The following is a 24,625-nucleotide window of genomic DNA, read 5'->3' as shown; positions in this document are numbered from 1 at the left end:
TCCTATTTACGCTTAGTTGTTATAACTACCACTTGAAATCACGTGTGAGTTATTTGACAGATCTTGTTGCATCTGACTTTCACTTTCACGAATATAACTGTCGGTATTATCATCCTGAGAGTCAGGCGTTGTGTTATCACTTTGTGGCGTATATGTTGGATCAACTTGATAATAAGGTGCTCCACATGGCGTAGCACGGTGCGGAACCGTATGTGTTAGCATCGGAATATACATAGCACCATCACAAGCCTGAGCAGATAAATCACCCGTTGCACGATCAATCCACTGCCACTGTACAGTGTCTGGTTGACGTATATTCACAGGAGTTTGACGTAACTGTTTCATCACGTTAGTCCATACTGGCAATGCACCAGATGAACCAGTTAACCCTGTTACTTTATTGTCATCTAAACCTAACCATACTACAGCGACATGGTTACCCGAATAACCAGCAAACCATGAGTCACGTGTATCGTTAGTCGTACCTGATTTACCCGCCAATTTTAAAGCTGGAGATAAGCTGCTATAGGCTGAACGACCAGTACCCGAAGACATGACCTGTTGTAAACCATAGTTCATGATGTAGCCAACAGCCGGATCAATCGTTTGTTGAACATTCAGGCCATAACGGTCAAGTAAACGACCATTCGCATCTACCACAGATCGAATTGCACGAGTTGGATATTTAAAGCCGCCTGTAGCGAAGTTCTCATAGATTCCGAGTACTTCCATTGGTGACATATTGACTGCCCCAAGGAAAATAGAAGGGTAGGCAGGAATCGTTGATTCAACACCAAACTTTCTTAGATTATTGGTAAATGTTGATAAACCAAACTCTTGACCTAAACGTACAGCAGAAAGGTTGTATGAGTTTGCTAATGCTTCGCTCAGACTTACTACACCATGTCCACCACCACTATAGTTTTTAGGTGTCCAGCTTTTACCGCCGTCTACAGGAACACTGATTGGAGCATCTTCAATTTGGCTTGCCCAGTTATAACGTCCAGATTCAATCGCACTTAAATAAATCACAGGTTTCAATAAAGAACCGACTTGGCGTTTTGCATCTAAAGCACGGTTAAAACCAGTAAAGTCTTGTGTAGAGCCAACTGCTGCAACGAGTTCACCATTTTCAGGATGGGCAATTAGTACAGCACCTTGTAGGTTTTTCAAACGTGCTGGGTTGCTGTTGGCTAAGCGTTCTACTGAAGCTTTAAACGCGTTTTGAACTTGAGTTTGAGTAATTGGGTCTAAGGTCGTAAAAATACGTAAGCCCTGATTGGTTAAATCACTTTCTTGATATTCTGTACGCAACTGACGACGCACAATATCTAAAAAGTCTGGGAACTTTGCAGGACCTAAACTTGGTTTACTTAACACATTTAAAGGACGTGCAATTTCATCTTCATATTCGGCTTGAGTTAAATAACCCATCACACGCATGTTATTTAACACAGTGTCGCGACGTTTTTTTGCACCTTCAGGGTTTTTCCAAGGATTATATAAAGAAGGGCCTTGTACCAAACCTACTAGATAAGCTTGTTGTGCAACGCTAAGTTCACGTAATGGTAAACCAAAATAAAATTGTGAAGCCAAACCATAGCCATTAATTGAGTAGCTACCGTTTTGGCCAAGATTTACTTCATTTAAATAGGCTTCTAAAATTTCATCTTTGCTGTAATGTAGTTCGATCAGTAAAGCCATTAAAGCTTCATTAACTTTACGTTTTAGTGTGCGCTCAGGTGTGAGATAGAAGTTTTTAACTAATTGTTGAGTCAGGGTTGAGCCACCTTGACGCTTTCCACCCGTGATATTACTCACTAGTGCACGAGCCGTACCGCGAATTGAAATACCATGATGATGATAAAAATTGCGGTCTTCTGTAGAAATTAAAGCTTCAATGAGTGGTTTAGGGACATTATTCAGTTTAATGAGTACGCGGTCTTCATTGTGTTGAGGATAAATTCCTCCAATGAGTAACGGTTCTAAGCGTGCAACGCCAGTTGAAGAGGGTTTAGTACTTCGAACTTCAACAACTTGATCATTTGCAAAACTTAACTCTAAGACTTGTTCAGGTTCAACACTGTCGCCGTAGTCAAAACCACGTGTGTGAATATACATGTTGCTGCCTTGAGCAACATAACTTCCAGACTTGTCATAATTACTTGAAGTTTTGTAACCCAGTAGCTTCAATTCTTGAGTGAAATTTGCTTGGGAAATAGGTGCGTTGTTATAAATTTCCAGAGGTCGTGCAAACACTTTGGCAGGAATATCCCACCGTTGTCCTTCAAATTTTTCACGGATAATATTATCTAAACGAATCAGATAGATACTAAGAGCAATAAAAGCACCAATGACCAAAATGGAAAAGATTAGTGCAAAGAAACCGATACCACGTTCAAACTTCATAAAAATGAGATAAAACCCTAACAATGCCTGTAATGATGCGATAGCTTGTCATCAATTTGCAATGATAAAACTGTGAATAATTGGAAAACTTAGATTGAATTTTACAGCATCTTGTAGTTATGTTTTTTTAAATTAATCAGGTTAATGTTATTATAGGCAAGTATCGCAGCGGAGCTTACTCATTCGTGCAAATTTCACATAAGTCCTTCAGAAACGTCGGGTTAATCGGTCGACCAGATAAATCATCAGTTGTAGAAACACTATGTTTAATTCATGATCATTTATTGAACCTAGGTTTAAACCCCATTTTTGATCAGGAAACTGCTGAATTAGTGCCTTATGATCATGCACAGGTAGTAAGCCGTCATTTATTAGGTGAAGTTGCTGATTTAGTTATTGTAGTTGGCGGGGACGGTTCTTTACTGCATGCAGCAAGAGCTTTAGTTCGTTACAACACGCCTGTTATTGGTATCAACCGCGGGCGGTTAGGTTTTTTAACTGATATCAAACCTTCAGAAGCCATTTTCAAGCTTGACCAAGTACTTCAAGGGCATTTCCAACTTGATCGTCGTTTCTTGCTTGAAATGGAAGTACGAACAAATGGCGAAGTCATTTATGATGCCATTGCTTTAAATGATGTCGTTTTGCATTCGGGTAAGTCGGTCCACATGATTGACTTTGAACTCAACATTGATGGCCAATATGTTTATCGCCAGCATAGTGACGGTTTAATTGTTTCGACTCCAACTGGATCAACGGCTTATGCATTGTCAGGTGGTGGACCAATTTTACACCCAAGTATGGACGCTATTGCATTAGTTCCAATGCATCCGCATACATTGTCATCACGTCCTATCGTAGTCGGTGGACAAAGCGAAATTAAGATTGTTATTCGCGAAAATCGGGTATTACCGATGGTGAGTGCAGATGGTCAACATAGCATATCGCTCAATGTTGGAGATAGTTTACACATCCGCAAACATCCATTTAAACTAAGTTTATTGCATCCACCAGGTTATGATTTTTATATGGCCTGCCGTACCAAACTTGGTTGGAACCAAGATTTTGAATCTTTCCAAAGAGATGAATCATGAATATTGAACAAATGCTATCTATTTTAAACCCTGAAATTGTAGAGCGTTTAAAAACAGCAGTAGAAATTGGTAAATGGCCAAATGGTGTTGTTTTAACAAAAGAGCAGCGTGAAACTTGTATGCAAGCTGTAATTGCTTGGGAGTTAAAAAACTTACCAGAAGAGCAGCGTAGTGGTTATATTGACCGCGGTACGAAAGAAGAAGGTGAGGTTTGTGAAGATGATCACCACAAACATGAGCCAGAATTTAAACCAATTCGTTTTGTTTAAAACAGCATTTTAGAATAAAAGAATAAATCGTATTAGCATTTGCTATCGCGTCGGCGACATGGATGTCGCCTGTTGAGCAACAGTACAAGAACGTACTGTTTGCTCAACGAAAGATTTTTGTTACTTTTCATCTTTGAAAAGTAAGTATTGCCTATATGTAACCATATCGAAAAGACATAACCTATAAGGCTGTATGAACTAAATTTTATCTTTTAGCCCTGAATTTCTTGTTTCCCACAATACTTTTGCTTTCTGCATTGCCTCTTCAAAACTAGCAACAACGCCCATGGTATATAGCGCAATTCCCATTGTTTCTGTTACTGCCATTTCACCGTATTCATGGTGCTGTTGACCTAACCATACTGCTTTAAAAGTTGCTAAGTCTAACTCTTCTTCAGTTGGACTACGTTCAGGCGTGAGTTTTGGTAATTCGTGTTCATAAAGCTCACCATCTTTAATGCCACAAATGAGTGTTTTTGCATCTGGATTGCGCTCAAATTCACCGCCTTCACCTTTAATCACAGCACTATTTTGATAGCCTAAGCGCAGTGCACTATGTTGATGAGAGGTTCTATACGCTGGATGGAAGATAGCTTGTAAGGTGGCTTTAGCATTAAAAGGATTAATTAAACGGGCTAAAGTATGAATAGGTGAGCGTAGACCCATTACATTTCTTAAAGAAATCAGTTCACTTAAAACTGGTGAAATCACATCTAGTGGTAAGTAGGCAAAATTTTGCTCTGCTAGTTGCGTGCGAACTTCTTGTTCAGAGTGACAAATTTGATAACCCAGATATTCTAAAACTTGCTCGGTATAGACGCGGTTAAGCGTGTGGCCTGATGCACCATGCATAACGATCTTATAGCCATGTTGGGAAAGCGTAAGAGCTGCTAACAAAAACCATGGGTAATGTTTACGTTTACCCGCATAAGATGACCAGTCTAAATCAACGTCTAAAGGTTGAAAATTGAGTTGATCTCTAGTGGCTTGAACAAATCCCGCGAGTTCATCAATAGATTCTTCTTTAACACGAAGTAGCATTAAAAAAGCACCTAACTGAACATCAAGCACTTCACCTTTTAAAATCATGCTAAATGCTTGATAAGCTTCTTCATAGCTTAAAGAGCGTGAACCACTTTTTCCCTTACCTAAAATACGGACATATTGAGCGAATGGGTGTTCAGCATCTTTATAGATATTACGTTTAGTATTCATCGTGGTTCAAAAACAATAAAAATGATGGGATGTAGGCAGCTCAAAATGAAATGTCCACAAGTATTTAATCAATATGACATAAAAAACTGTCGAAAAAATATCAAAAGTGTTTCTTATACTAAAGTCTTAAGGCTGCATGAGTGTTTTTTGCGCGTATTAGCTAAAAATTTAACCGAATCATTATTTAATTCGAGTACACTTTCTCGTGCTTTTTTGAGCATTCATATCATAATTTTCTGTGATTCTCCTATATCTTCAGCTTTTTATTGAAAAAGTAAGAGGTTATTTCTAACTACTCAAAGTGGTTAGAAACTTCAGGTATTCTCCTGTTTTAGAAAACAACTTTTTTTGTTTTCATTGAGGTAGTAGGAAGGTTTTTTGTTTACAAAGAACCGTTTCCCTTTTGCGGTGTTCATGTGAAAGGTTAGGGCTGTGTATTCGTAAAGAATAGACGTTTCATTTTGGTATTTCCAACGGACTTGGAAATATAGATTGAAGTAAAGTTATGGCTAAAAAACCGATTTATAAATCACTTTATTTTCAGGTGATTATTGCGATTATTGCGGGTGTTTTGGTAGGGCATTTTTCCCCAAGCTCAACGCAAATTGTCAATGGTGTTGAACAGCATATCCCAGGTTTAGGTGAGAAACTCAAGCCATTAGGTGATGCCTTTATTCGTTTGATCAAGATGATCATCGCTCCAGTTATTTTCTGTACCGTGGTCAGCGGTATTGCTGGCATGGAAAGCATGAAGTCAGTCGGAAAAACTGGCGGCGTCGCGTTGTTATACTTTGAAGTTGTTTCAACAATTGCACTTCTGATTGGCCTTGTTGTAATTAACATTGCTAAACCGGGTGTAGGGATGAATATTGACCCTACAACTCTAGACACCTCGGGTATTCAAAAATACGTCAGTTCTGGTGAGTCACAATCTACCATTGATTTCTTAATGCACATCATTCCAGATACGGTTGTTGGCGCATTTGCAAATGGTGAAATCTTACAAGTCCTTCTTTTTGCAATTCTCTTTGGTTTTGCTTTACATAAGTTAGGTGATGCAGGACGTCCAGTTTTAAAATTTATTGATCAAGTTGCACATGTGTTCTTTAACATTGTGAACATGATTATGAAACTGGCTCCGATTGGTGCATTCGGTGCAATGGCATTCACCATTGGTAAATATGGCGTTGGTTCACTTGTACAATTAGGGCAATTAATTCTCTGCTTCTATGTTACGTGTCTACTCTTTATCTTCTTGATTTTGGGTACAATCAGCCGTATGAGTGGATTCAGTATCCTCAAAATGATTCGCATGATTCGTGAAGAGTTATTAATTGTACTTGGTACATCTTCTTCTGAATCTGTTTTACCTCGCATGTTGCGTAAACTCGAAATTGCAGGTTGTGAAAAGTCTGTAGTTGGTTTGGTTATTCCAACAGGTTATTCATTTAACCTAGATGGAACGTCAATTTATTTGACTATGGCAGCAATCTTTATTGCTCAGGCAACGAATACTCAGCTTGATATTCAACATCAGATTACTTTGCTATTAGTACTCTTAATCTCATCTAAGGGTGCGGCGGGTGTAACAGGCTCTGGTTTTATTGTTATGGCGGCAACTTTGTCTGCTGTTGGACATATTCCAGTTGCAGGTTTGGCATTGATTTTAGGTATTGACCGTTTCATGTCAGAAGCACGTGCTTTAACTAACCTCGTTGGTAACTCTTTAGCGACAATTGTTGTTGCGAAATGGGTCGGTGCTTTAGATAAAGATAAGCTTAATGATGCTTTAAATAATCCAGATGAAGTCGACAGAAAAATGATGGAACCAAAAAGTCCTCAAGTCGCTGAAGGTCTAGATTAATTCAAAGAAACCTATATAAAAAAGGAAGCTAAAGCTTCCTTTTTTATTGGCTGACTGAAAAGTACAGTTTTAATGAGCAGCTATGCCATGACAGTTGCTAAAAAAATGATTAGCATGCACAGCAATGAGATTCGATAAAACAATAAAGCTGAAGGAAAATATTATGTTGGCATACGATGCAGATTTAGAATTATTCCGTGATAATTTTAAACGTTTTATGAGTGAGCATATTGCGCCTCACTACGACCAATGGGAACGCGAAGGAATCATGCCTCGTTCAGTTTGGAATCAACTGGGTGAAAATGGCTATTTATGTGTTGATGTTCCAGAAGAATATGGTGGTTATGGGGTTCCAACTTACTATTCATTAATGTTAGTTGAAGAATCTGCACGTGCTGGTTTTTGTGCATTATCAACAGCTATTTCTTGCCACTCTGAAATTGCTGCGCCGTATATTTTACATATTGGGACAGAAGAGCAAAAACAATATTGGTTACCGAAAATGGTAACAGGTGAAGTTGTTGGTGCAATTGGTATGACTGAACCTGGAGCAGGCTCGGATTTACAATCAATGCGTACTAGTGCCATTTTGCAAGACGATCACTATTTATTAAATGGTTCAAAAACATTTATTTCAAATGGACAGCATGCGGATCTTGTTGTGCTTGCAGTAAAAACTGATCCTCAAGCACGTGCAAAAGGTGTGTCATTATTATTGGCAGATACACATCTGGAAGGGTTTAAAAAAGGCACAAATTTAGACAAAATCGGCCTGCATTCTCAAGACACATCTGAGCTGTTTTTTGACAATGTGAAAGTACCTAAAAACCAATTACTTGGTCAAGCTGGGCAAGGTTTTGCTTATTTAATGCAAGAGTTACCTCGTGAACGTACTGCAATTGCATCTACTGCAATTGGGGCAATTCGCGGTGCGATTGATTTGGCAACAGCTTATGTAAAAGAGCGTCAAGCATTTGGTCAACCTATTTCACAGTTCCAAAATACACGTTTTGTTTTAGCACAAGCAAAAATTGATGAGCTTGCTACAGCAGCTTTTTATGAAAGAAACGTTGCCTTATATCAAGAAGGCAAACTAGATGTAGAAACAGCTGCAGCATTGAAAAGTTTTAGTAGCGATATGCAAATGAAGGTTGCAGACAACTTACTCCAGCTTTTTGGTGGGTATGGTTATATGACTGAATATCCAATTTCACGTTTCTTTGTAGATGCCCGTATCCAACGTATTTACGGTGGTACAAATGAAATTATGAAAGAAATCGTAGCCCGTGGATTAATTGGCAAAGCCTAATTAAGCAGAGAAAAAACAGCCTGTCTTAGAACAGGCTGTTTTGTTTTTAACTATTTAGTCTTCTGTTGAATGACAGGATAGTCTTGTTGTTTCGGTAATTGCTGTAATGCATGATTCATCTTTCTTAAAAACTCATCTGCTTCATCTTGATGAAATGAATCTTCGGTGTATTCACTACGTTCTTGAAAGACGACACCACAACCAGTTATTTTCATATTTTCAGGATTAAATGACCAGTCATTTGGATTCTTTAAGTTAATGTTTAAATCACTTTCACAACTTTTCCATAAACGTAAAAACTCATTTGATAATTCTGCTTTAAATCCTCGTGCTGGATAGACCGAGAAGCCTTTCATTTCGGGATTAGAAAACTGTATAAACATGTCTACTGGCATACCGCCCCAAATGATTGCTGTATTTTCGGATAATGCAATGCCTGATAAATTTTTCTCTTTTAAAGCATGTGATTGCTCAAATTTCTGTCTGAAATTTTGGGACTGATAGGTGAGCTTGGTTTTAGGTGGGATTGGAATACCACGAACTTGATTACTGACAGTTGTCATATAGTACGGAGAATTATCCCTACCATTGCATCCTGCGATTAAGGGGCAACCGCCACAAGCCGTTAAACTAAAACTTGTAAGACCCAGTAAGCCTAAAACAATAATTTTATTCATTCTATTTTACTGTTGTTATGACATATTGGGTCAGTATAACCAATCTATGCTTTAAGAGGTCTATCTTTAAGAACAACGAAATAATCATCTTTAAATGTAATTATGTTTTTACTTGGCTGGCTGCTGTGATGGCCCATCAAATAAAGATTTACAGCTTTCTAGGTCTTTGCACGAAGCAAACATAAGTGCTTTGGGTAGACTTGCATACAAATTTGTAATGTGTTGTTCAGCAGGGTTATAAAAATGCCAATAAGTAAATTGATCTGAACGTTTATTTTCCAGAGCTTTAAAGAAATCTGTTTCGTTAAATTTATTATCAAGTTGAGTGCGAGGCCCGCCTTGTTCATGTGTACCGACCGTGGTCAAAAGCATCGGAGAGTTGCTTTGTTTTTGACTTTGCCAATGATTTAACTGTTGGAATAACATGCCTTGGTCAAACCAAAGAGAAGGGCTGGCAGCAAAGTAACGCTGAAACGCATCTGGCTTTTGAAAAAAATGATAAAGAACCAATAAGCCGCCAAAAGAATGTCCATATAGGCTCTGTTGTTGACTATTAACTGGAAACTGTTTTGCAATTTCTGGTTTGAGTTCATCATTTAAAAAGTTGATGAATTTGTCAGCACCACCATATTTATATTTACCTTGTGCCTGAAATTCAGCAGAAGGTTTTGGTGTGTAATCATAAGCACGTTTTTGCACATCAAAAGTTTTTTGCTGCGGATAGCCAACCGCGACGATCATGAGCGGGTCTAGGCCTAATTTTGCTGAACCTGCACCAATTGACTGGGCAATATTGGCAGCACTTGGGAATGTTGCATTGCCATCTAATATATAAAGTACTGGATAACCATGTTGGGGTGGGGCAACGGGTGGTTTATAAATTTGAATAAGATAATCATGGCCTGTATTTTTAGATTTAATTTGAAATTGTGCCTGATTATTTTGAAAAACGATTTTTGATTGATTTTGTGTAGAAGTTTGAGCCAAAACAGAGCTGCTTATTAATGAACTCAAAAGGAAACAACAAGGTAAAAAGAAAAATGATTTATGCATAATGGGGAATAATAAAATTTATTACACAAATGATAAATGAAAATCATTATCAAATAAAGCAATTCAAGGAATGTGTGCAAAAAGGTTAATGAAAAAAGCTCTTACAGCGATATTGCCTAACAAATCAAAGCAGACTATTGTTATACTCTCGTTCAAAAGATGATTTTACTGAGGCTGCATTCTAATGATCAACGATGATCAAAACAAAACGACTTCTCTTAGTTTAGAACAAATTCGCGAAGATATTGATAGCGTGGATCAACAGATTCAAGAATTATTAAATCGACGCGCAAGCCTTGCTGAAGCTGTTGCGAAAGCTAAATTTGCTTCCGAAGAGAATCCTTTGTTTTATCGTCCTGAACGTGAAGCGCAGGTCTTACGTAAAGTTATGGAGCGTAACCAAGGTCCTTTGTCTGATGTAACCATGGCACGTTTGTTCCGTGAAATTATGTCTGCTTGCCTTGCTTTAGAAGCGCCGCAAAGTATTGCATTTTTAGGGCCAGAAGGTACTTTTACTCAATCTGCTGTGCTTAAGCATTTTGGTAAAGATGCGGTTGTACGCCCACTTCCAACGATTGATGAAGTTTTTCGTGAAGTGGAAGCAGGTAGTGCGCATTACGGTGTAGTTCCAGTTGAGAACTCATCTGAAGGTGTTGTAAACCATACCTTAGATTGCTTTAAAACATCGAATTTAAATGTGATTGGTGAAGTTGAATTACGTATTCATCATCAATTTCTTGTTTCTGAAAATACACGTAAAGATAGTATTAAGCAGATTTATGCTCATCAGCAAACTTTGGCACAATGTCGCCAGTGGTTAGACGCGCATTATCCTGGTGTTGAACGTGTTGCTTTAAACTCAAATGCAGAAGCTGCCCGCCGTATTCGCAACGAATGGCATTCAGCAGCGATTGCATCTGATATTGCAGCAGGCATGTATAACCTTGAAATCTTACATAGCAATATTGAAGATAATCCGGAAAATACAACTCGTTTCTTGGTGATTGGCCGTGAAAAAATTCCACAAAGCGGCAACGATAAAACATCGTTATTGATTTCAGCACATGACCGTGCGGGTGCTTTATTAGAAATTTTAGCGCCATTTGCAAAACATAATATTAGCTTAACAAGTATTGAAACTCGTCCAGCATTACCTGAAAAGTGGGCATATGTATTCTTTATCGATTTAGAAGGTCATATCGAACAAGAGAATGTTGCTGCTGCGATTAATGATATTCGCCCAATGGTGAAAGAGATTCGTATTTTAGGTTCTTATCCTGCCGCTGTTCTGTAATCACTTATGTTGGAATAATGACATGCATCAAGATAAGCATGTCATTATGCTTAAAAACAAATTGCTCAATGGTTTAAATATCTTTGAGCAAAAGCAAAGTTGAAGTTATGTCACAACCCCTATTTAAAAAAGTTGCATTTATTGGTTTAGGACTCATCGGGTCGAGTTTAGCTCGTGTTATTGTTGCAGAAAAGTTGGCCACAACTATTGTGGCATCTACACGCTCACATAAAACTTTAGAAGATGCAAAATCACTTGGCTTAATACAAGAAGGATTTTCTGATCCTGTTGAAGCCGTGAAAGGGGCAGATTTAGTCGTTTTAGCCTTGCCAGTGCGCGCTACGCAAAAAGTGCTTGAGCAGATTAAACCTTATTTGTCAGAAACCACAATTGTAACTGATGTGGGGAGTACAAAAGGTAATGTCGTTGATGCAGCAAAAGCTGTATTTGGTGAAGATTTACCAGCAGGTTTTGTACCGGGACACCCTATCGCGGGTAGTGAACACACGGGTGTTCATGCAGGTAAGGTTGATCTATTTGCAAATCACAAAGTAATTTTAACGCCGTTACCAACCAGTGCAGAATGGGCTGTTGATAAATTAATTCAACTTTGGTCAGCTGCCAAAGCTGAAGTCATTTGTATGGATGTTGCTAAGCATGATGAAGTGCTGGCGCATACGAGTCATCTACCACATTTAATGGCATTTAATCTGGTCGAGCAACTTGCAAATCGTGAAGATAATCTTGATATTTTCCGCTATGCAGCAGGTGGTTTTCGTGACTTTTCAAGGATTGCGGCTAGTGATCCTCAAATGTGGCATGACATTTTCTTTGCCAATAAAACAGCAATATTAAATGCTGTAGATGGCTTCGAAAAGCAACTTACCGTACTTAGAAAATTGATTGAAAACGAAGATTCTCATGCATTAATGGGTTTACTCGGCCATGCTCAGGCAGCACGTCAGCATTTCAATCATATGTTAGCCAAAAAACCTTTAATGGAGAAAAATAAGGTGACACAGCAATTCAGTATCTTACCGGGAAATAAGGCATTTAAAGGTAAATTTACCGTACCGGGTGACAAATCTGTGTCACATCGCTCCATTATGTTTGGTGCTATTGCCGAAGGCACGACTCATGTCACTGGTTTCCTTGAGGGTGAAGATGCTTTGGCAACTTTGCAAGCTTTCCGTGATATGGGTGTAAGCATTGAAGGCCCTAAAAATGGTGAAGTGACCATTCATGGCGTGGGCATGCATGGCTTAAAAGCGCCAGCAAGTGCATTGTATATGGGTAACTCTGGTACAAGCATGCGTTTGCTTTCAGGCATGTTATCTGCACAAAAGTTTGATTCAGTGATGACAGGTGATGCTTCACTTTCTAAACGTCCAATGGAGCGTATTGCTAAGCCATTACGTTTAATGGGTGCACAAATTCAGACTACCGGTGAGAAAGGTACACCACCTGTCAGCATTACGGGTAGCCAGCAATTAAAAGGCATTCAATACGATTTACCTATGGCATCTGCTCAAGTGAAGTCGGGTATTTTACTTGCTGGTTTGTGGGCTGAAGGTGAAACTTCAGTTACAGAACCAGAGCCAACTCGTGACCATACAGAGCGCATGCTTCGTGCATTTGGCTATGATGTTAAAACCGAAGGCAACAAAATTTCTCTTGTTGGTGGCGGAAAATTAGTAGGTACTGATATTCAGGTTCCATCTGATATTTCATCGGCTGCTTTCTTTATGGTGGGTGCTGCAATTACTGAGGGTTCTGATGTTATTCTGGAAGCTGTAGGAATTAACCCAACACGTACTGGCGTAATTGAAATTTTAAAACAGATGGGTGCTGACCTAACTGTTGAAAATGAACGTATTGCTGGTGGTGAGCCGATTGCTGATATTCATATTAAGGGTTCACGCACGCTTAAAGGCATTCACATGCCTGAAGACCAAGTACCTTTAGCAATTGATGAATTCCCAGCTTTATTTATTGCAGCAGCTTGTGCGGAAGGCCAGACCGTATTAACTGGGGCAGCAGAGCTTCGCGTGAAAGAGTCTGACCGCATTCAAGTGATGGCAGATGGCTTAAAAATCATGGGTATTGACTGCACACCAACTGAAGATGGAATCATTATCGAAGGTAAGGGTAAGTCAGGTGATTGGTCACCAATCTTTGCTGGTGGTGAAATCGAATCACATCATGACCACCGTATTGCTATGAGTTTTAGTATGGCAGGTCTTCGTAATTCTGGTCCGATTACCATTCAGGGTACTGAAACTGTGGCGACAAGTTTCCCAACTTTCACTGAGTTGGCGAATCGTGCAGGCTTAACAATCGAAGTTAGCCAATAACTTTTGACCTAACACATTTTATAATTGCTAACACAATAGCAACGGCAGCAGCGGGCTAAAGGCTTGGCTGCTGTTTGTTTATTGCTTATGCTAAGCGCAGATAATGATAAAAGTGTTAGGACAAAGGATGAAAAAATTACAATTTATTGCCAGTTGCCCACAACATGGGGTGCTTGATCATCCACCAAATGAATGCCATATCACTCAAGAATATGTAGCGGCTTTACTGTTTAAACAATTGGGGCATTATGGCTTTGATGCACAGCACATTGTGCATGAGCATGAAAAGGTAGAAGTCAGTATCGATAATCATCTTTTACCTTTGTCGATTACTTGTCAGAAAACAGACCATGAAGGGCATTTGATGTGTGAAATCTCTGCCAATCCTGATGAAGAACAAGACTGGTTTGAGAAAATCGAAACACAAAGCATTATTCGTCAGCTTGCACAGGCAGTTGAAAATAGTTTGAAAGCTGATCATAGCTTTTCAGCATTTGAATGGAAAAACTAAGCAGGCGACTGTTAAGACTTATTCATGAAGTACGGCTTTTTAGAAAAGTCGTACTATCTCTTTAGATTAAATATAAAAATACAAAATCTTTCCTGAAACTCCTACCTATCTTTAATGCATTGTGTATATTGAAATTATTAAGATATTTACATAATTAGAGTGTGGTTTTCATGACACAAGTTAATATTGCAGCGTTATCTCCTCAAGTGGTTTGGCAGCATTTTCAAACACTTTGCACTATTCCCCGTCCTTCAAAGCATGAACAGCAGCTTCGTGAATTTTTACAAAACTGGGCTGAAAGTCGGAATTTAGAAACATACGTAGATGAAGTCGGTAATTTAATTATCCGTAAGAATGCGACTGCGGGTAAAGAACATGTGTCTGGAGTCATTCTGCAAGGCCATTTAGATATGGTCACACAAGCCAACACTGGCACAGTACACGACTTCTTTAAAGACCCGATTCGCCCGGTTCTTGAAGATGGCTGGTTAATTGCTAAAGACACTACCTTAGGTGCAGACAATGGCATCGGGGTAGCTTTAGCCTTGGCAGTTTTAGACTCAAATGATATTGCTCATGGACCAATTGAAGTTCTTTTAACTGTTGATGAAGAAGCAGGTATGAGTGGTGCACGGCTTTTACAGGCAGGTGTGCTAAAAGGAAAATGGTTATTTAATATTGATACAGAAGAGTGGGGCGAGTTATATCTCGGCTGTGCTGGCAGTATTGATGTTGAAGTTGAGCAACCACTTACTTATGAACCAATTCCTGAAAATCTGAATATTGTAAATATTCAGGTGGCTGGCCTTAAAGGTGGTCACTCTGGTGTAGATATTCATTTAGGACGTGGTAATGCCAACGTTATTCTGGCCCGCTTTTTAAATCAGCATTTAGCAAAGCTTGGTGGACACCTTGTTGAATTTACAGGTGGTACGGCCCGTAATGCTTTACCTCGAGAAGCAGTGGCAACCATTGCAATTTCATCCAGCCAATTACCGGAACTAGAAAAATTACTCACTGAATATCAAACGACATGGAAAAACCAATTACAGGGTATTGATGACAATCTGCAATTAACTATTCAGCCCAATAGTGCTGAAGTGACGGAAGTGATTGCTCAACAGCAGCAAAATGAATGGTTACAAGCCTTAGCAACAAGTCCATATGGTGTTGCAAGTATGAGTCAAGCTTTACCAGATGTAGTTGAGACTTCAAATAATATTGGGGTTGTAAAACTAAATCGGGAGGGCGGAAAAGCTGTCTTAATGGTTCGCTCAATGGTGAACCAAGAAGCTCAAGACTTTGCAGAAAAAATTCAGGCACATTTTAGTCAATTTAATATTAGCTCTACACTCACGCCGTTGGTTTCGGGGTGGACGCCAAACCCAGATTCAGCGGCTTTAAAGTGCTTACAGCAAGCCTATCAAAAGGCATTTAACATTGAACCAAATCTAAAAGTAATTCATGCAGGCTTAGAGTGTGGGATTATTGCCGAGCATTATCCAGATTTACAGATGGTTTCGTTTGGACCAGATATTCAAGGGGCGCATGCGCCAGGCGAGCGAGTCAAAGTAGATACCGTAGAAAAATGCTGGAAGTTGTTGGTGACAGCTTTGGCATCTGTAGAGTAATTTTTTAGGTTTAAGAAGCTCAGTCATGAGCTTCTTGAACTTTAACCTTTACATGAAAATGATCTGGATTTAACTCGACAAATTCGATTTCACAATCAATAAATTTTTCAATCATGGCTGCTTGAGTACGAGTGTGTTCGCTAATACATTGTGCGGTGAATTCACCACCTTGACCTAAAGCTAAAGGTAGAAGCAATTGATCTGCCAAATACTCATCTACAACAGCCTGCGAAGATAAATATAGCTTTACATCTTTTGCTAAGTGATCAGCTATTTGCTCCGCACTTTTGCGCATTTCACCTAAAGCTGTAAAAAGTTGAGTGTGATATTGATGAGCAACTTTCACATACATTGTATTACCTTGGCTAATTCCATTTAAATGAAATTGCTGCTGAGAGCTTAAGTTTAGTTTTTTACTTAATGTGGTTAATTCACGTTGTGCTATCTGTGCTTCTTCTGAAAGATTTAATACAGCTGCAAAAGCTTCATTACCTTGCAAAGCACCACGGTCTAATAAATTTAAGCTGTTTCGATCTTGCCATGGCTGAACGGTAATTTGAATTTCACCTGCACCAATTGGAAAAAAGCCAGCTTTATTTAATCTAAAATCGACGTTAATTCCAATCTTCGCTAGAGCAGGTAAAAAGCAGTGTTCAATAAAATCTGCTGTTGGTGCAAGTGGGTTATGCGTACCGCCTGAAATGGTGAGTTCGGTAGCTTCATTTTGTAATAACAAAACAGGTAGAAGCGTTTGTAAAACCAGTGTTGTACTACCCGCAGAACCAATTTGAAATTGATATTTACCACTTTGAACATGCTGAGGTGCGAAATATAAACGTTGGCTATGTAATTCAGCACCTTCCACATAGGCTTGGCTAATTTGTTGAGATGCCTGTACACAGACCAAATGCTGGCGCATTAAACCTGGTTTTTTACGTCCTGCACGTATATTAATTAATTCAAAGGGCTGACCTGTAATCATTGAGAGGGCAAGGGCGGTTCTTAAAATCTGTCCACCGCCTTCACCTTGTGAGCCATCAATTTGAATGGCTTTTGGCATATTTGCCAAAACTGTATTCACTTCTATTTTCCTTATTTTCTAATTTAATGAACATACTGTCAGTACATGGTAATGCGAAGTAACGCGTAACTTTGCTTTTGACAAAGGTTTACTAGGTGCATAGTGCTGAGCCTGATAAGTGAATATCGATGCACGGCTCACATGCTGCCATAGCCGCCTGAATTATTTTCAATCCCTCAGATCGGAGTAACGCAGGATCTTGTACTCGCCCAGTATGTCCAAACTTTGATTGTGAAAATGATTTCACAAAATCTATTGTTTAATCGATTAGATCAATTTGCCAATTAGCAGCCTGAATTTTAACGTTTAAGTCACGGAGTTTCGCACTGATATCATCCGCCTGCTTTTGTAAGCTAGAAACAGGAATGACTTTCTTCCACTTAATTTCACGTGAGCTATAACGATCAGGTTCTCGATGTGTATTGTCAATCGCATCTATTAAAATCTTATGCTGTTCAGCATAACTATCGCGCAAGCTTAATAGGGACAACAATACTTTGCCATCTTCCAGTTTTGCTTGTGCATTGGTCAAATGAATACGACAAATCAATTGATTGCTTTCCTGAGTTAAAGCGAATACTTGTTTGATGAGCTCATTTGGATCTTCACTAGGTTCATCACCTTCTTGTACCAATACATTGGCATTAATTCGTTGTTTTAACGAAGCAAGCTTTTTTTGTTGATCGCTTCGAAGTAAAAGTGCTTCTGCGAGTTTCATTTTATTTACCTTTTATTCAATATGTACAATCACTAAGTTTGAAATATCTTCTAATTGCATAGTAGTTTTTGCACATTCAGTAATGTCTTCTAAAGTTTCATCTTCATGCCAAGTTGTCATAAAGCAATGATCGGCTGGTGGTTGATAGTTGTAAAAAACTAGATATGTTTCGTCTAGAACATCATGCCAAACAGAACACTCATACCCTGTAACCATTGCTTGAATACAGTGTTTTGAATAGACAATCTGCTCACAAATCCAATTACGCCATTCAGACAGAGTTTGATTAGTCTTTACAACCAAGATGATGGAATAAGGATATCTAGGCAGAATCAGATGCTTTTCTTCATTTGCCCTGATTCTATAACTTCGAATATCTAAACTATCTTTTCCCATGATTAACCCTTAACACACACCACTTGTCGTAAGGTATATACCACTTCAACCAAATCGCTTTGAGCTTTCATTACATCTTCAATTGGTTTATATGCCGATGGAATTTCATCAATAACAGCAGCATCTTTACGGCATTCCACACCTTCAGTTTGTGCAATCTGATCTTCAACAGTAAAACGTCGTTTTGCTTCAGTACGGCTCATAACACGGCCTGCACCATGCGAACATGAACAGAAAGATTCCTGATTTCCAAGCCCACGGACAATAAACGACTTCGCTCCCATTGAACCTGGAATAATTCCGTATTCACCTAGGCGCGCACGGACTGCACCTTTACGGGTGACCATTACTTCTTCACCGTAATGTTCTTCCTTTTCCACATAGTTATGGTGACAGTTCACTGCTTCCAAACGTGCCTGAAAAGGCTTTGGTACAATAGTCGCCAAGGCTTTAATCGCAGATTGCATCATGATTTCTCGGTTCTTCATTGCAAAGCGTTGAGCCCAACCTACAGCAAACCAGTAATCATCAAAGTGTTCAGTTCCTTCTACTAGGTATGCTAAATCTTTATTTGGCAAATTAATGAAATGCTTCTGCATGTCTTTACGGGCAAGTTCGATAAAATGATTACCGATAGCATTTCCTACACCACGAGAACCTGAGTGCAACATAATCCAAACATGATCATGCTCATCTAAACAGATTTCGACAAAGTGGTTTCCAGTACCTAAAGTCCCCAAGTGCTTACGGTTGTTAGTGTTTTTTAAGCGTGGATGTTTTGCACAAATGTATTCAAAATCTGCAACAAGATCGATCCAAGCTTGATCTACCATTTCTGGTGGAGTTTCCCATGAACCACGATCACGTCCGCGCTTAGTCATTCCATGTGGAATTAAACGTTCAAGCTCAGTACGTAGAGCATGTAAGTTATCTGGTAAATCTGAAGCATTTAAGCTTGTACGGGTTGCCATCATTCCGCAACCAATATCTACACCCACAGCAGCAGGAATAATTGCCCCTTTAGTTGGAATTACGCTACCAATAGTTGCTCCTAAACCGAAGTGTACATCTGGCATCACAGCCATCCATTTATAAATAAAAGGCATTTGGGCAGTTTGCAATAATTGTTGTTTTGAGTTGTCATCAACAAGCACGCCTTTAGTCCACATTTTGACTGGCATACTTTTTTCATTTTGCAGAACTTGATAAGAACGTTCTTGCTGCTTTTGTTCAAACTGAGCTTGTTGGTTAATTTCTTCAATGACAGACATTTTCTTTTCCTTTCAAAGCCTGCCTGCCAAGCGTTTGCAGGCAGGTGTTATTCACAAGATCCCAATGATGTTGTGTGCTTTGTACTGTTGCACTGAGTGTGCCAACTTTTTTAAAAAGTATTTAATTTAAGTATAAATTGTTGAAAAAAATAAATAAAAATAATTTTATTTTCTATCGGATGAATTTTGTTGGCGGTTTCTAATATTAAAAATATATATAAAAATATATTTAACTATCTTTTTGGATATACTTAATTAATTGGTTTTACGGTTTTTATCTACTTTTAAAAGCTGTCCAGCTTCATTTAAAGTAAACTCATCAAAATCATTGGCTAAATAAAAATGACCTTTATAAAACTGGCGAACTTCTTCAGTAATAGCTTGCTGTCCAGCTCTATCTTGATGTCGGGGGCTAAAGTGCGTCAGAATTAAATTACTTAAAGATTGCTGTTCTGCAAATTCAGCCACCATTTTTGCTGAGCTATGCATAGGACCTTTGCCGACTTTATCTAAAACTGTTTGCAAGTAAGTCGATTCGTGAATGAGGAGTTGAGCATCTTTGCAAGCATCAGCTAATAGTTCAGGTTGGTCATTATCACCACCTATAATTGCATGAACTTGTTGATTTTGTATTTTGATAAAGTCTTGAGCTTTTAAAGTTTGTCCCTCAAATTCAACATTGTAGCCTCGTTTTAAATGGCCCCACATATCACCTTGAGGTACGCCAAGCTGAGTTAAGGTTTGGATATCTAACTTCTTCTGAATCGATTTGATGTAAATGCTAAAAGCAAAACTTGGAACACGATGACTTAGTGGGTGTGCTTGAACAATGAATTCATCAGTGATCTGTTGTGGCTTTATTACTTCATTTACATCAATAAATTGCAGTGAGTAAGATAAGTGTAAGTCAGTAAGCTGGGCAGTGATTTCAAACCATTGCTGAATTTCTTTCGGTGCAATCACGATTAAGGGTTTGCTACGGGCATTCATGCCTGCACTTGCCAATAAACCAACTAAACCATAACAATGGTCGCCGTGAATGTGTGTAATACAAATGGCAACTAAGTTCTGTAGAGAAAGTCTGGCTTGTTGAACGCGGTGCTGTGTACCTTCGCCGGCATCAATTAAAATCCAGTCCTTATTTTTGCTGTTACGAACTGCTAATCCTGAAACATTACGTGTTAAGGTCGGTACACCCGAAGATGTACCTAAAAAAGTAAAATGAAGCATATTCTTGGAATTTTTTGGTCAAATGCGTATTGTATATTATAGACACTTATAAAATTTTATAGAAATTATGGCGGATGCAAAGAAAACAGTTGTTATTGGCTTTGTCGGTTCTACACTTGATCAGGGGAGAAAGCCAGATCGATGGCAACGTTGGCGTCCTACGATTAGCCTGTTAATGCATGAAGATTTGCTTGTAGATGAATTGGTATTGTTACATGATCGACAACATCATAATTTAGTTAAATCTATAGCAGCAGACGCAAAAGAAATTTCTCCACAAACTCAGGTTTCTGGACATAAGGTGAGTATTAGAGACCCTTGGGATTTTGCTGAAGTTTATGGTGCACTTTATGATTTTGTAAAAACCTATCCGTTTGATGTCGAAAAAAATAACTATTTATTGCATATCACAACGGGAACACATGTTGCCCAAATTTGTTGGTATTTATTGGTAGATGCACATTATTTACCTGCTCAACTTATCCAAAGTTCACCTAATCAGCAAAAGACCTCAGAAGGTGAATATAGAATTATTGATCTGGATTTGTCTCGATACGATGTTTTAAAACAGCGATTCGATGATGAACAAAAACAAAATTGGCAACAACTTAAAGCAAATATTTCTACTCATAATAAAGCGTTTAATCAGCTTATTGAGGAAGTTGAATTAGTTGCAACCCGCTCTAGTGCACCTATTTTAATTATGGGTGCAACAGGTGTTGGTAAGTCTCATTTGGCAAAACAGATTTTTCAATTAAAGAAAGATAAATTTCAATTAAGCGGTCGTTTTATCGATGTTAACTGTGCAACCTTACGTGGTGATAGTGCTATGTCGACCTTATTTGGTCACATAAAAGGTGCATTTACAGGAGCAGCTGCATCTCGTGCTGGTTTATTAAAAAGTGCTGACCAAGGCATTTTATTTTTAGATGAAATCGGTGAATTGGGACTTGATGAGCAAGCTATGCTGCTAAAAGCACTAGAGGATAAAAGCTTTTTTCCTGTTGGGAGTGATAAGGAAATTCAGGCCGATTTTCAACTAATAGCTGGTACTAACCGTGATTTGCGTAATGAGGTTCAAGCTGGCCGTTTTCGTGAAGATTTATGGGCTCGTTTGAATACGTGGACGTTCTTCTTACCAAATTTAAAAGACCGTGTAGAAGATATTGCACCCAATATTGATTTTGAGCTACAGCGTTTTGCTGCAATTCATCAAAGACAATTACGTTTTCAACGTGATGCTTTAGAAACATATTTAAAGTTTGCTAAATCAGTAGATGCATCATGGCAAGGAAATTTTAGAGATTTAGCAGCGAGCGTAACTCGTTTGGCAACTTTATCTCATGGTGAGTTAATTCGTCGTGAAGCTGTAGAAAAAGAAATTCAACGCCTAAAGCAACTTTGGATTACTCAGGATGAATCTTACAATGGTAAAAATACAGATATTTTGTTGAACTATTTGAGTCCTGAGCAGCTAGAACAGATAGATGAATTTGATCAGATTCAATTACGAGGTGTGCTCATAGTCTGTGAAAATTCAAAATCAATGGCAGAGGCGGGAAGACAACTCTTTTCAGTATCTCGTCAACAACGTAATACAACGAACGATAGCGACCGAGTGAAAAAATATTTGGCCCGTTTTGGATTAAGTTGGAATAATTTTTAGCAGTTACAGTGCTCATAAGTGATGGACATTGACTCAATCTATGCCCATCACATACACTTTATTTCATGATAATAAAGCGTGTAATGATTTGACGAAGCTGTTTTAAATAACCTGTAAAGAAGTGATTAGCGCCCGGTAAAATCGTAATCGGATGCTTTTGGGGTTTTGCCCATGCAATTGCATCTGAAAGTAAGGTGATGTCATCTTGCTCACCATGGATGAGTAGGATATCACCTTGAATTTCAGGGGTTTTATAGTGGCGTAAACCTACTACAGTAGCCGTTGGTAAACCGCATAAAATTAACTGTATAGGTCGTAATTCAGGATTAAGCTGGGCAAAGCATTTTGCTAGAACATGTGAGCCGAAGCTGAAACCACCTGCATAAAATGGTAGGCCTTCATGAAGCTTACGAACATGTTCAATGACAGCTAAGATATCTTCAGTTTCACCATGGCCTTCATCATGAACGCCTTCACTGCCACCTAGGCCGCGGAAACTTGGGCGGTAAACAATGCAACCATATTCATTAAAGATTTGGGTTAAAAGGGCAGGGACTTTATGTTGAGGGGTTCCACCTTGCAATGGGTGCGGATGACAAACAACCGCAAAGCCTTTGATTTCACCTTCAGGGTGGTCAACGAAAAGTTCAATTTTACCTACTGGACCCTGGATGAAAGTTTGCTCAGACATATAAGAACCGCTAAATAACAATACGTGATGCTATTTTACCGATAGTCGTCATTGAAAACACGAGTTAGCATTAAAAAATATCTACTGTTATAGTTGGTATTAAGAATAATTTTTTCAGGTTATGTATGCTTGCTTTAATTTCTCCTGCAAAAACTTTGGATTATGAAACAGCGTTACCTACAGATGAGTTTACTCAGCCTCGCTTGTTAGAACACTCAGCACAATTAATTGATGTTAGCCGTAAACTTTCTGCTTCGGAAATTGCGAGTTTAATGAGTGTTAGTGAAAAAATTGCCACATTAAATGTAGACCGATTTAGAGATTGGAAGCCCGAATTTGATTTTTCAAATGCTCGTCAGGCAATTTATGCATTTAAAGGTGATGTCTATACGGGTTTAGATGCGTACCATTTAAAAGATAAAGATATTGATTTTGCACAGCAGCATTTGCGTATGCTCTCTGGTCTATATGGTTTGTTACGTCCTTTAGATTTAATGATGCCTTATCGTCTTGAGATGGGCACTAAATTAAAAAATACGCGTGGTCATAATTTGTATGAGTTCTGGGGTGAAATTATCACAAACCAGATTAATGAAGATTTGGCAGCAATAAATTCTGAATTACTTGTAAACTTAGCTTCAGATGAGTATTACAAATCGGTCAATGAAAAGAAAATTAAGGCTGAAATTGTTAAGCCTGTTTTTCTTGATCAGAAAAATGGTAAATATAAAGTCATTAGTTTCTATGCGAAAAAAGCACGTGGTTTAATGGCTCGTTTTATGATTGAAAACCAATTAAATAAAGCTGAGGATATTAAAGCGTTCAACACCGATGGATACTACTTTGATGTTGAGAGTTCATCAGCAAAAGAGTTGGTATTTAAGCGCGATGAGCAAGTGGCTTAGCCTTACTAAAGTTAAACTCTCGTAAGCGGTAACTATCGTGAGGTGGCATGGATGCCACCGTTTCGCTGTATTACATGGATGTAATATCAGCGAAACAAAAGATTTTTGTTACTTTTCATCTTTGAAAAGTAAAATGCCTATACAAGTTGCACTAAAGTTACAACGGTAATTAAAGGCTGTGTTCTTGCAAGAAATAGATTATTTAAAGAAATAACCTGTTTCTGGTGAGCTTGCATTTGCCATACGTTTACGTGGCATACGACCTGCTAAAAATGCTTCACGTCCAGCTTCAACAGCTTTCTTCATTGCAGAAGCCATCAAAATAGGGTTTTGAGCAGCTGCAATTGCTGTATTCATCAGCACACCATCACAACCAAGTTCCATAGCAATAGCTGCATCACTTGCTGTACCAACACCTGCATCTACCAAAACTGGTACTTTTGCATTTTCTTTAATAATTGAAATAGTGTGCGGGTTTAAAATACCTAAACCTGAACCAATTAGACTACCTAAAGGCATAATCGCGACACAGCCCATACTTTCAAGTTCTTGCGCAATGATCGGGTCATCAGAGGTATAGACCATAATCTCAAAACCGTCATCAATCAAAGTTCGAGCTGCTTTTAAAGTCTCGGTTACATTTGGATATAAGGTTTTTTCGTCGCCTAGAACTTCAAGTTTTACTAGGTTATGACCATCGAGTAGCTCACGCGCTAGCATACAAGTACGAACTGCGCTATCAGCATCAAAACAACCTGCGGTATTTGGCAAAATTGTATATTTTTCTGGTGGAATGACAGACAGTAAATTCGGTTGATCTGGATTTTGTCCAATATTCACACGGCGGATTGCGACAGTTACGATTTCTGCACCACTGGCTTGAATAGCTAAATCCGTTTCATTTAAGTCTTTATATTTGCCAGTTCCTACCAATAAACGAGATTGAAAAGAACGTGAACCAATAATGAGAGGGGTGTCTTGCATGGA

At 38.7% G+C, this 24,625-nt stretch carries 21 protein-coding genes; 10 read left to right on the top strand and 11 right to left on the bottom strand.

Annotated features, from left to right (window positions below; all coding sequences use genetic code 11):
* Positions 1-12 precede the first annotated feature (12 nt).
* On the bottom strand, positions 13-2,409 hold the full coding sequence (mrcB, locus tag AC1PJP_RS04820) for a penicillin-binding protein 1B (protein WP_479766594.1): 2,397 nt from the start codon (positions 2,407-2,409) through the stop codon (positions 13-15).
* Positions 2,410-2,594: 185 nt separating this feature from the next.
* On the opposite strand from mrcB, the gene AC1PJP_RS04815 reads away from it, so the two are divergent.
* Together AC1PJP_RS04815 and AC1PJP_RS04810 are read left to right on the top strand one after the other, a co-directional pair.
* Entirely contained in the window at positions 2,595-3,503 is a 909-nt protein-coding gene (locus tag AC1PJP_RS04815; protein WP_004791221.1) for an NAD(+) kinase, read from the top strand.
* Complete coding sequence (locus tag AC1PJP_RS04810; RefSeq protein WP_004791223.1) at positions 3,500-3,772, top strand: YeaC family protein; 273 nt, start codon at positions 3,500-3,502, stop codon at positions 3,770-3,772. The genes AC1PJP_RS04815 and AC1PJP_RS04810 overlap by 4 nt, the downstream gene beginning before the upstream one ends.
* 198 nt (positions 3,773-3,970) lie before the next feature.
* Here AC1PJP_RS04810 and AC1PJP_RS04805 read toward each other — a convergent pair whose 3' ends face one another.
* On the bottom strand, positions 3,971-4,987 hold the full coding sequence (locus AC1PJP_RS04805) for a glycosyl transferase family protein (protein ID WP_479766593.1): 1,017 nt from the start codon (positions 4,985-4,987) through the stop codon (positions 3,971-3,973).
* Between the two features lie 505 nt (positions 4,988-5,492).
* Between AC1PJP_RS04805 and AC1PJP_RS04800 the strand changes: the two genes are divergently transcribed.
* Both AC1PJP_RS04800 and AC1PJP_RS04795 read left to right on the top strand, forming a co-directional pair.
* Positions 5,493-6,851 (top strand): dicarboxylate/amino acid:cation symporter, encoded by a 1,359-nt coding sequence (locus AC1PJP_RS04800; RefSeq protein WP_005307027.1) that lies wholly within the window; start codon positions 5,493-5,495, stop codon positions 6,849-6,851.
* Positions 6,852-7,014: 163 nt separating this feature from the next.
* The gene (locus tag AC1PJP_RS04795; protein WP_004791229.1) at positions 7,015-8,160 is read left to right on the top strand and encodes an acyl-CoA dehydrogenase family protein; all 1,146 of its coding nucleotides are present in this window, start codon (positions 7,015-7,017) and stop codon (positions 8,158-8,160) included.
* 50 nt (positions 8,161-8,210) lie between these two features.
* On the opposite strand, the gene AC1PJP_RS04790 is transcribed toward AC1PJP_RS04795, so the two are convergent.
* Both AC1PJP_RS04790 and AC1PJP_RS04785 read right to left on the bottom strand, forming a co-directional pair.
* The gene (locus tag AC1PJP_RS04790) at positions 8,211-8,837 is read right to left on the bottom strand and encodes a hypothetical protein (RefSeq protein WP_479766592.1); all 627 of its coding nucleotides are present in this window, start codon (positions 8,835-8,837) and stop codon (positions 8,211-8,213) included.
* A gap of 108 nt (positions 8,838-8,945) precedes the next feature.
* Positions 8,946-9,890, bottom strand: coding sequence for an alpha/beta hydrolase (locus AC1PJP_RS04785; RefSeq protein WP_049837096.1), 945 nt, complete (start codon positions 9,888-9,890; stop codon positions 8,946-8,948).
* A gap of 184 nt (positions 9,891-10,074) precedes the next feature.
* Here AC1PJP_RS04785 and pheA point away from each other — a divergent pair, with 184 nt between their 5' ends.
* The 4 genes from pheA (at position 10,075) to AC1PJP_RS04765 (ending at position 15,680) form a co-directional block, all read left to right on the top strand.
* Positions 10,075-11,184 carry a prephenate dehydratase gene (gene pheA, locus AC1PJP_RS04780; RefSeq protein ID WP_003650703.1) on the top strand — a complete coding sequence of 370 codons (1,110 nt, stop codon included), beginning with the start codon at positions 10,075-10,077 and terminating at the stop codon, positions 11,182-11,184.
* A 107-nt stretch (positions 11,185-11,291) separates the two neighbouring features.
* On the top strand, positions 11,292-13,538 hold the full coding sequence (locus tag AC1PJP_RS04775; RefSeq protein WP_479766591.1) for a bifunctional prephenate dehydrogenase/3-phosphoshikimate 1-carboxyvinyltransferase: 2,247 nt from the start codon (positions 11,292-11,294) through the stop codon (positions 13,536-13,538).
* A gap of 127 nt (positions 13,539-13,665) precedes the next feature.
* The gene (locus AC1PJP_RS04770; RefSeq protein WP_005068294.1) at positions 13,666-14,049 is read left to right on the top strand and encodes a hypothetical protein; all 384 of its coding nucleotides are present in this window, start codon (positions 13,666-13,668) and stop codon (positions 14,047-14,049) included.
* 170 nt (positions 14,050-14,219) lie between these two features.
* A complete protein-coding gene (locus AC1PJP_RS04765) occupies positions 14,220-15,680 on the top strand; it encodes an aminoacyl-histidine dipeptidase (RefSeq protein WP_479766590.1) in 1,461 nt (486 codons plus the stop codon).
* A 19-nt stretch (positions 15,681-15,699) separates the two neighbouring features.
* Here the strand turns inward: AC1PJP_RS04765 and rtcA are convergent, their stop codons facing one another.
* From rtcA to AC1PJP_RS04740, 5 genes are all read right to left on the bottom strand, one after another.
* On the bottom strand, positions 15,700-16,761 hold the full coding sequence (gene rtcA, locus AC1PJP_RS04760) for an RNA 3'-terminal phosphate cyclase (RefSeq protein WP_416661928.1): 1,062 nt from the start codon (positions 16,759-16,761) through the stop codon (positions 15,700-15,702).
* A gap of 259 nt (positions 16,762-17,020) precedes the next feature.
* Positions 17,021-17,479 (bottom strand): DIP1984 family protein, encoded by a 459-nt coding sequence (locus AC1PJP_RS04755; RefSeq protein ID WP_416661927.1) that lies wholly within the window; start codon positions 17,477-17,479, stop codon positions 17,021-17,023.
* 12 nt (positions 17,480-17,491) lie between these two features.
* Entirely contained in the window at positions 17,492-17,875 is a 384-nt protein-coding gene (locus AC1PJP_RS04750; protein ID WP_416661926.1) for a DUF7684 family protein, read from the bottom strand.
* A gap of 2 nt (positions 17,876-17,877) precedes the next feature.
* Positions 17,878-19,146 carry an RtcB family protein gene (locus tag AC1PJP_RS04745; RefSeq protein ID WP_416661925.1) on the bottom strand — a complete coding sequence of 423 codons (1,269 nt, stop codon included), beginning with the start codon at positions 19,144-19,146 and terminating at the stop codon, positions 17,878-17,880.
* 255 nt (positions 19,147-19,401) lie between these two features.
* Positions 19,402-20,376, bottom strand: coding sequence for a ribonuclease Z (locus AC1PJP_RS04740; protein WP_013197243.1), 975 nt, complete (start codon positions 20,374-20,376; stop codon positions 19,402-19,404).
* A gap of 67 nt (positions 20,377-20,443) precedes the next feature.
* On the opposite strand from AC1PJP_RS04740, the gene rtcR reads away from it, so the two are divergent.
* Positions 20,444-22,042: an RNA repair transcriptional activator RtcR gene (gene rtcR, locus AC1PJP_RS04735; protein WP_416668716.1), complete on the top strand. Its 1,599-nt coding sequence runs from the start codon at positions 20,444-20,446 to the stop codon at positions 22,040-22,042.
* Positions 22,043-22,100: 58 nt separating this feature from the next.
* On the opposite strand, the gene AC1PJP_RS04730 is transcribed toward rtcR, so the two are convergent.
* Positions 22,101-22,733 carry an alpha/beta hydrolase gene (locus AC1PJP_RS04730; RefSeq protein ID WP_151821317.1) on the bottom strand — a complete coding sequence of 211 codons (633 nt, stop codon included), beginning with the start codon at positions 22,731-22,733 and terminating at the stop codon, positions 22,101-22,103.
* Positions 22,734-22,858: 125 nt separating this feature from the next.
* Between AC1PJP_RS04730 and yaaA the strand changes: the two genes are divergently transcribed.
* Positions 22,859-23,638 (top strand): peroxide stress protein YaaA, encoded by a 780-nt coding sequence (gene yaaA / locus AC1PJP_RS04725; RefSeq protein WP_005306994.1) that lies wholly within the window; start codon positions 22,859-22,861, stop codon positions 23,636-23,638.
* Positions 23,639-23,836: 198 nt separating this feature from the next.
* Here the strand turns inward: yaaA and AC1PJP_RS04720 are convergent, their stop codons facing one another.
* On the bottom strand, positions 23,837-24,622 hold the full coding sequence (locus tag AC1PJP_RS04720; RefSeq protein WP_001154366.1) for a thiazole synthase: 786 nt from the start codon (positions 24,620-24,622) through the stop codon (positions 23,837-23,839).
* Positions 24,623-24,625: the final 3 nt, after the last annotated feature.

Source organism: Acinetobacter sp. V116_7 (assembly GCF_056735735.1).
The sequence above is the reverse complement of the archived record's forward strand: the minus strand, read 5'-3'. Positions and strand labels throughout refer to the sequence as shown.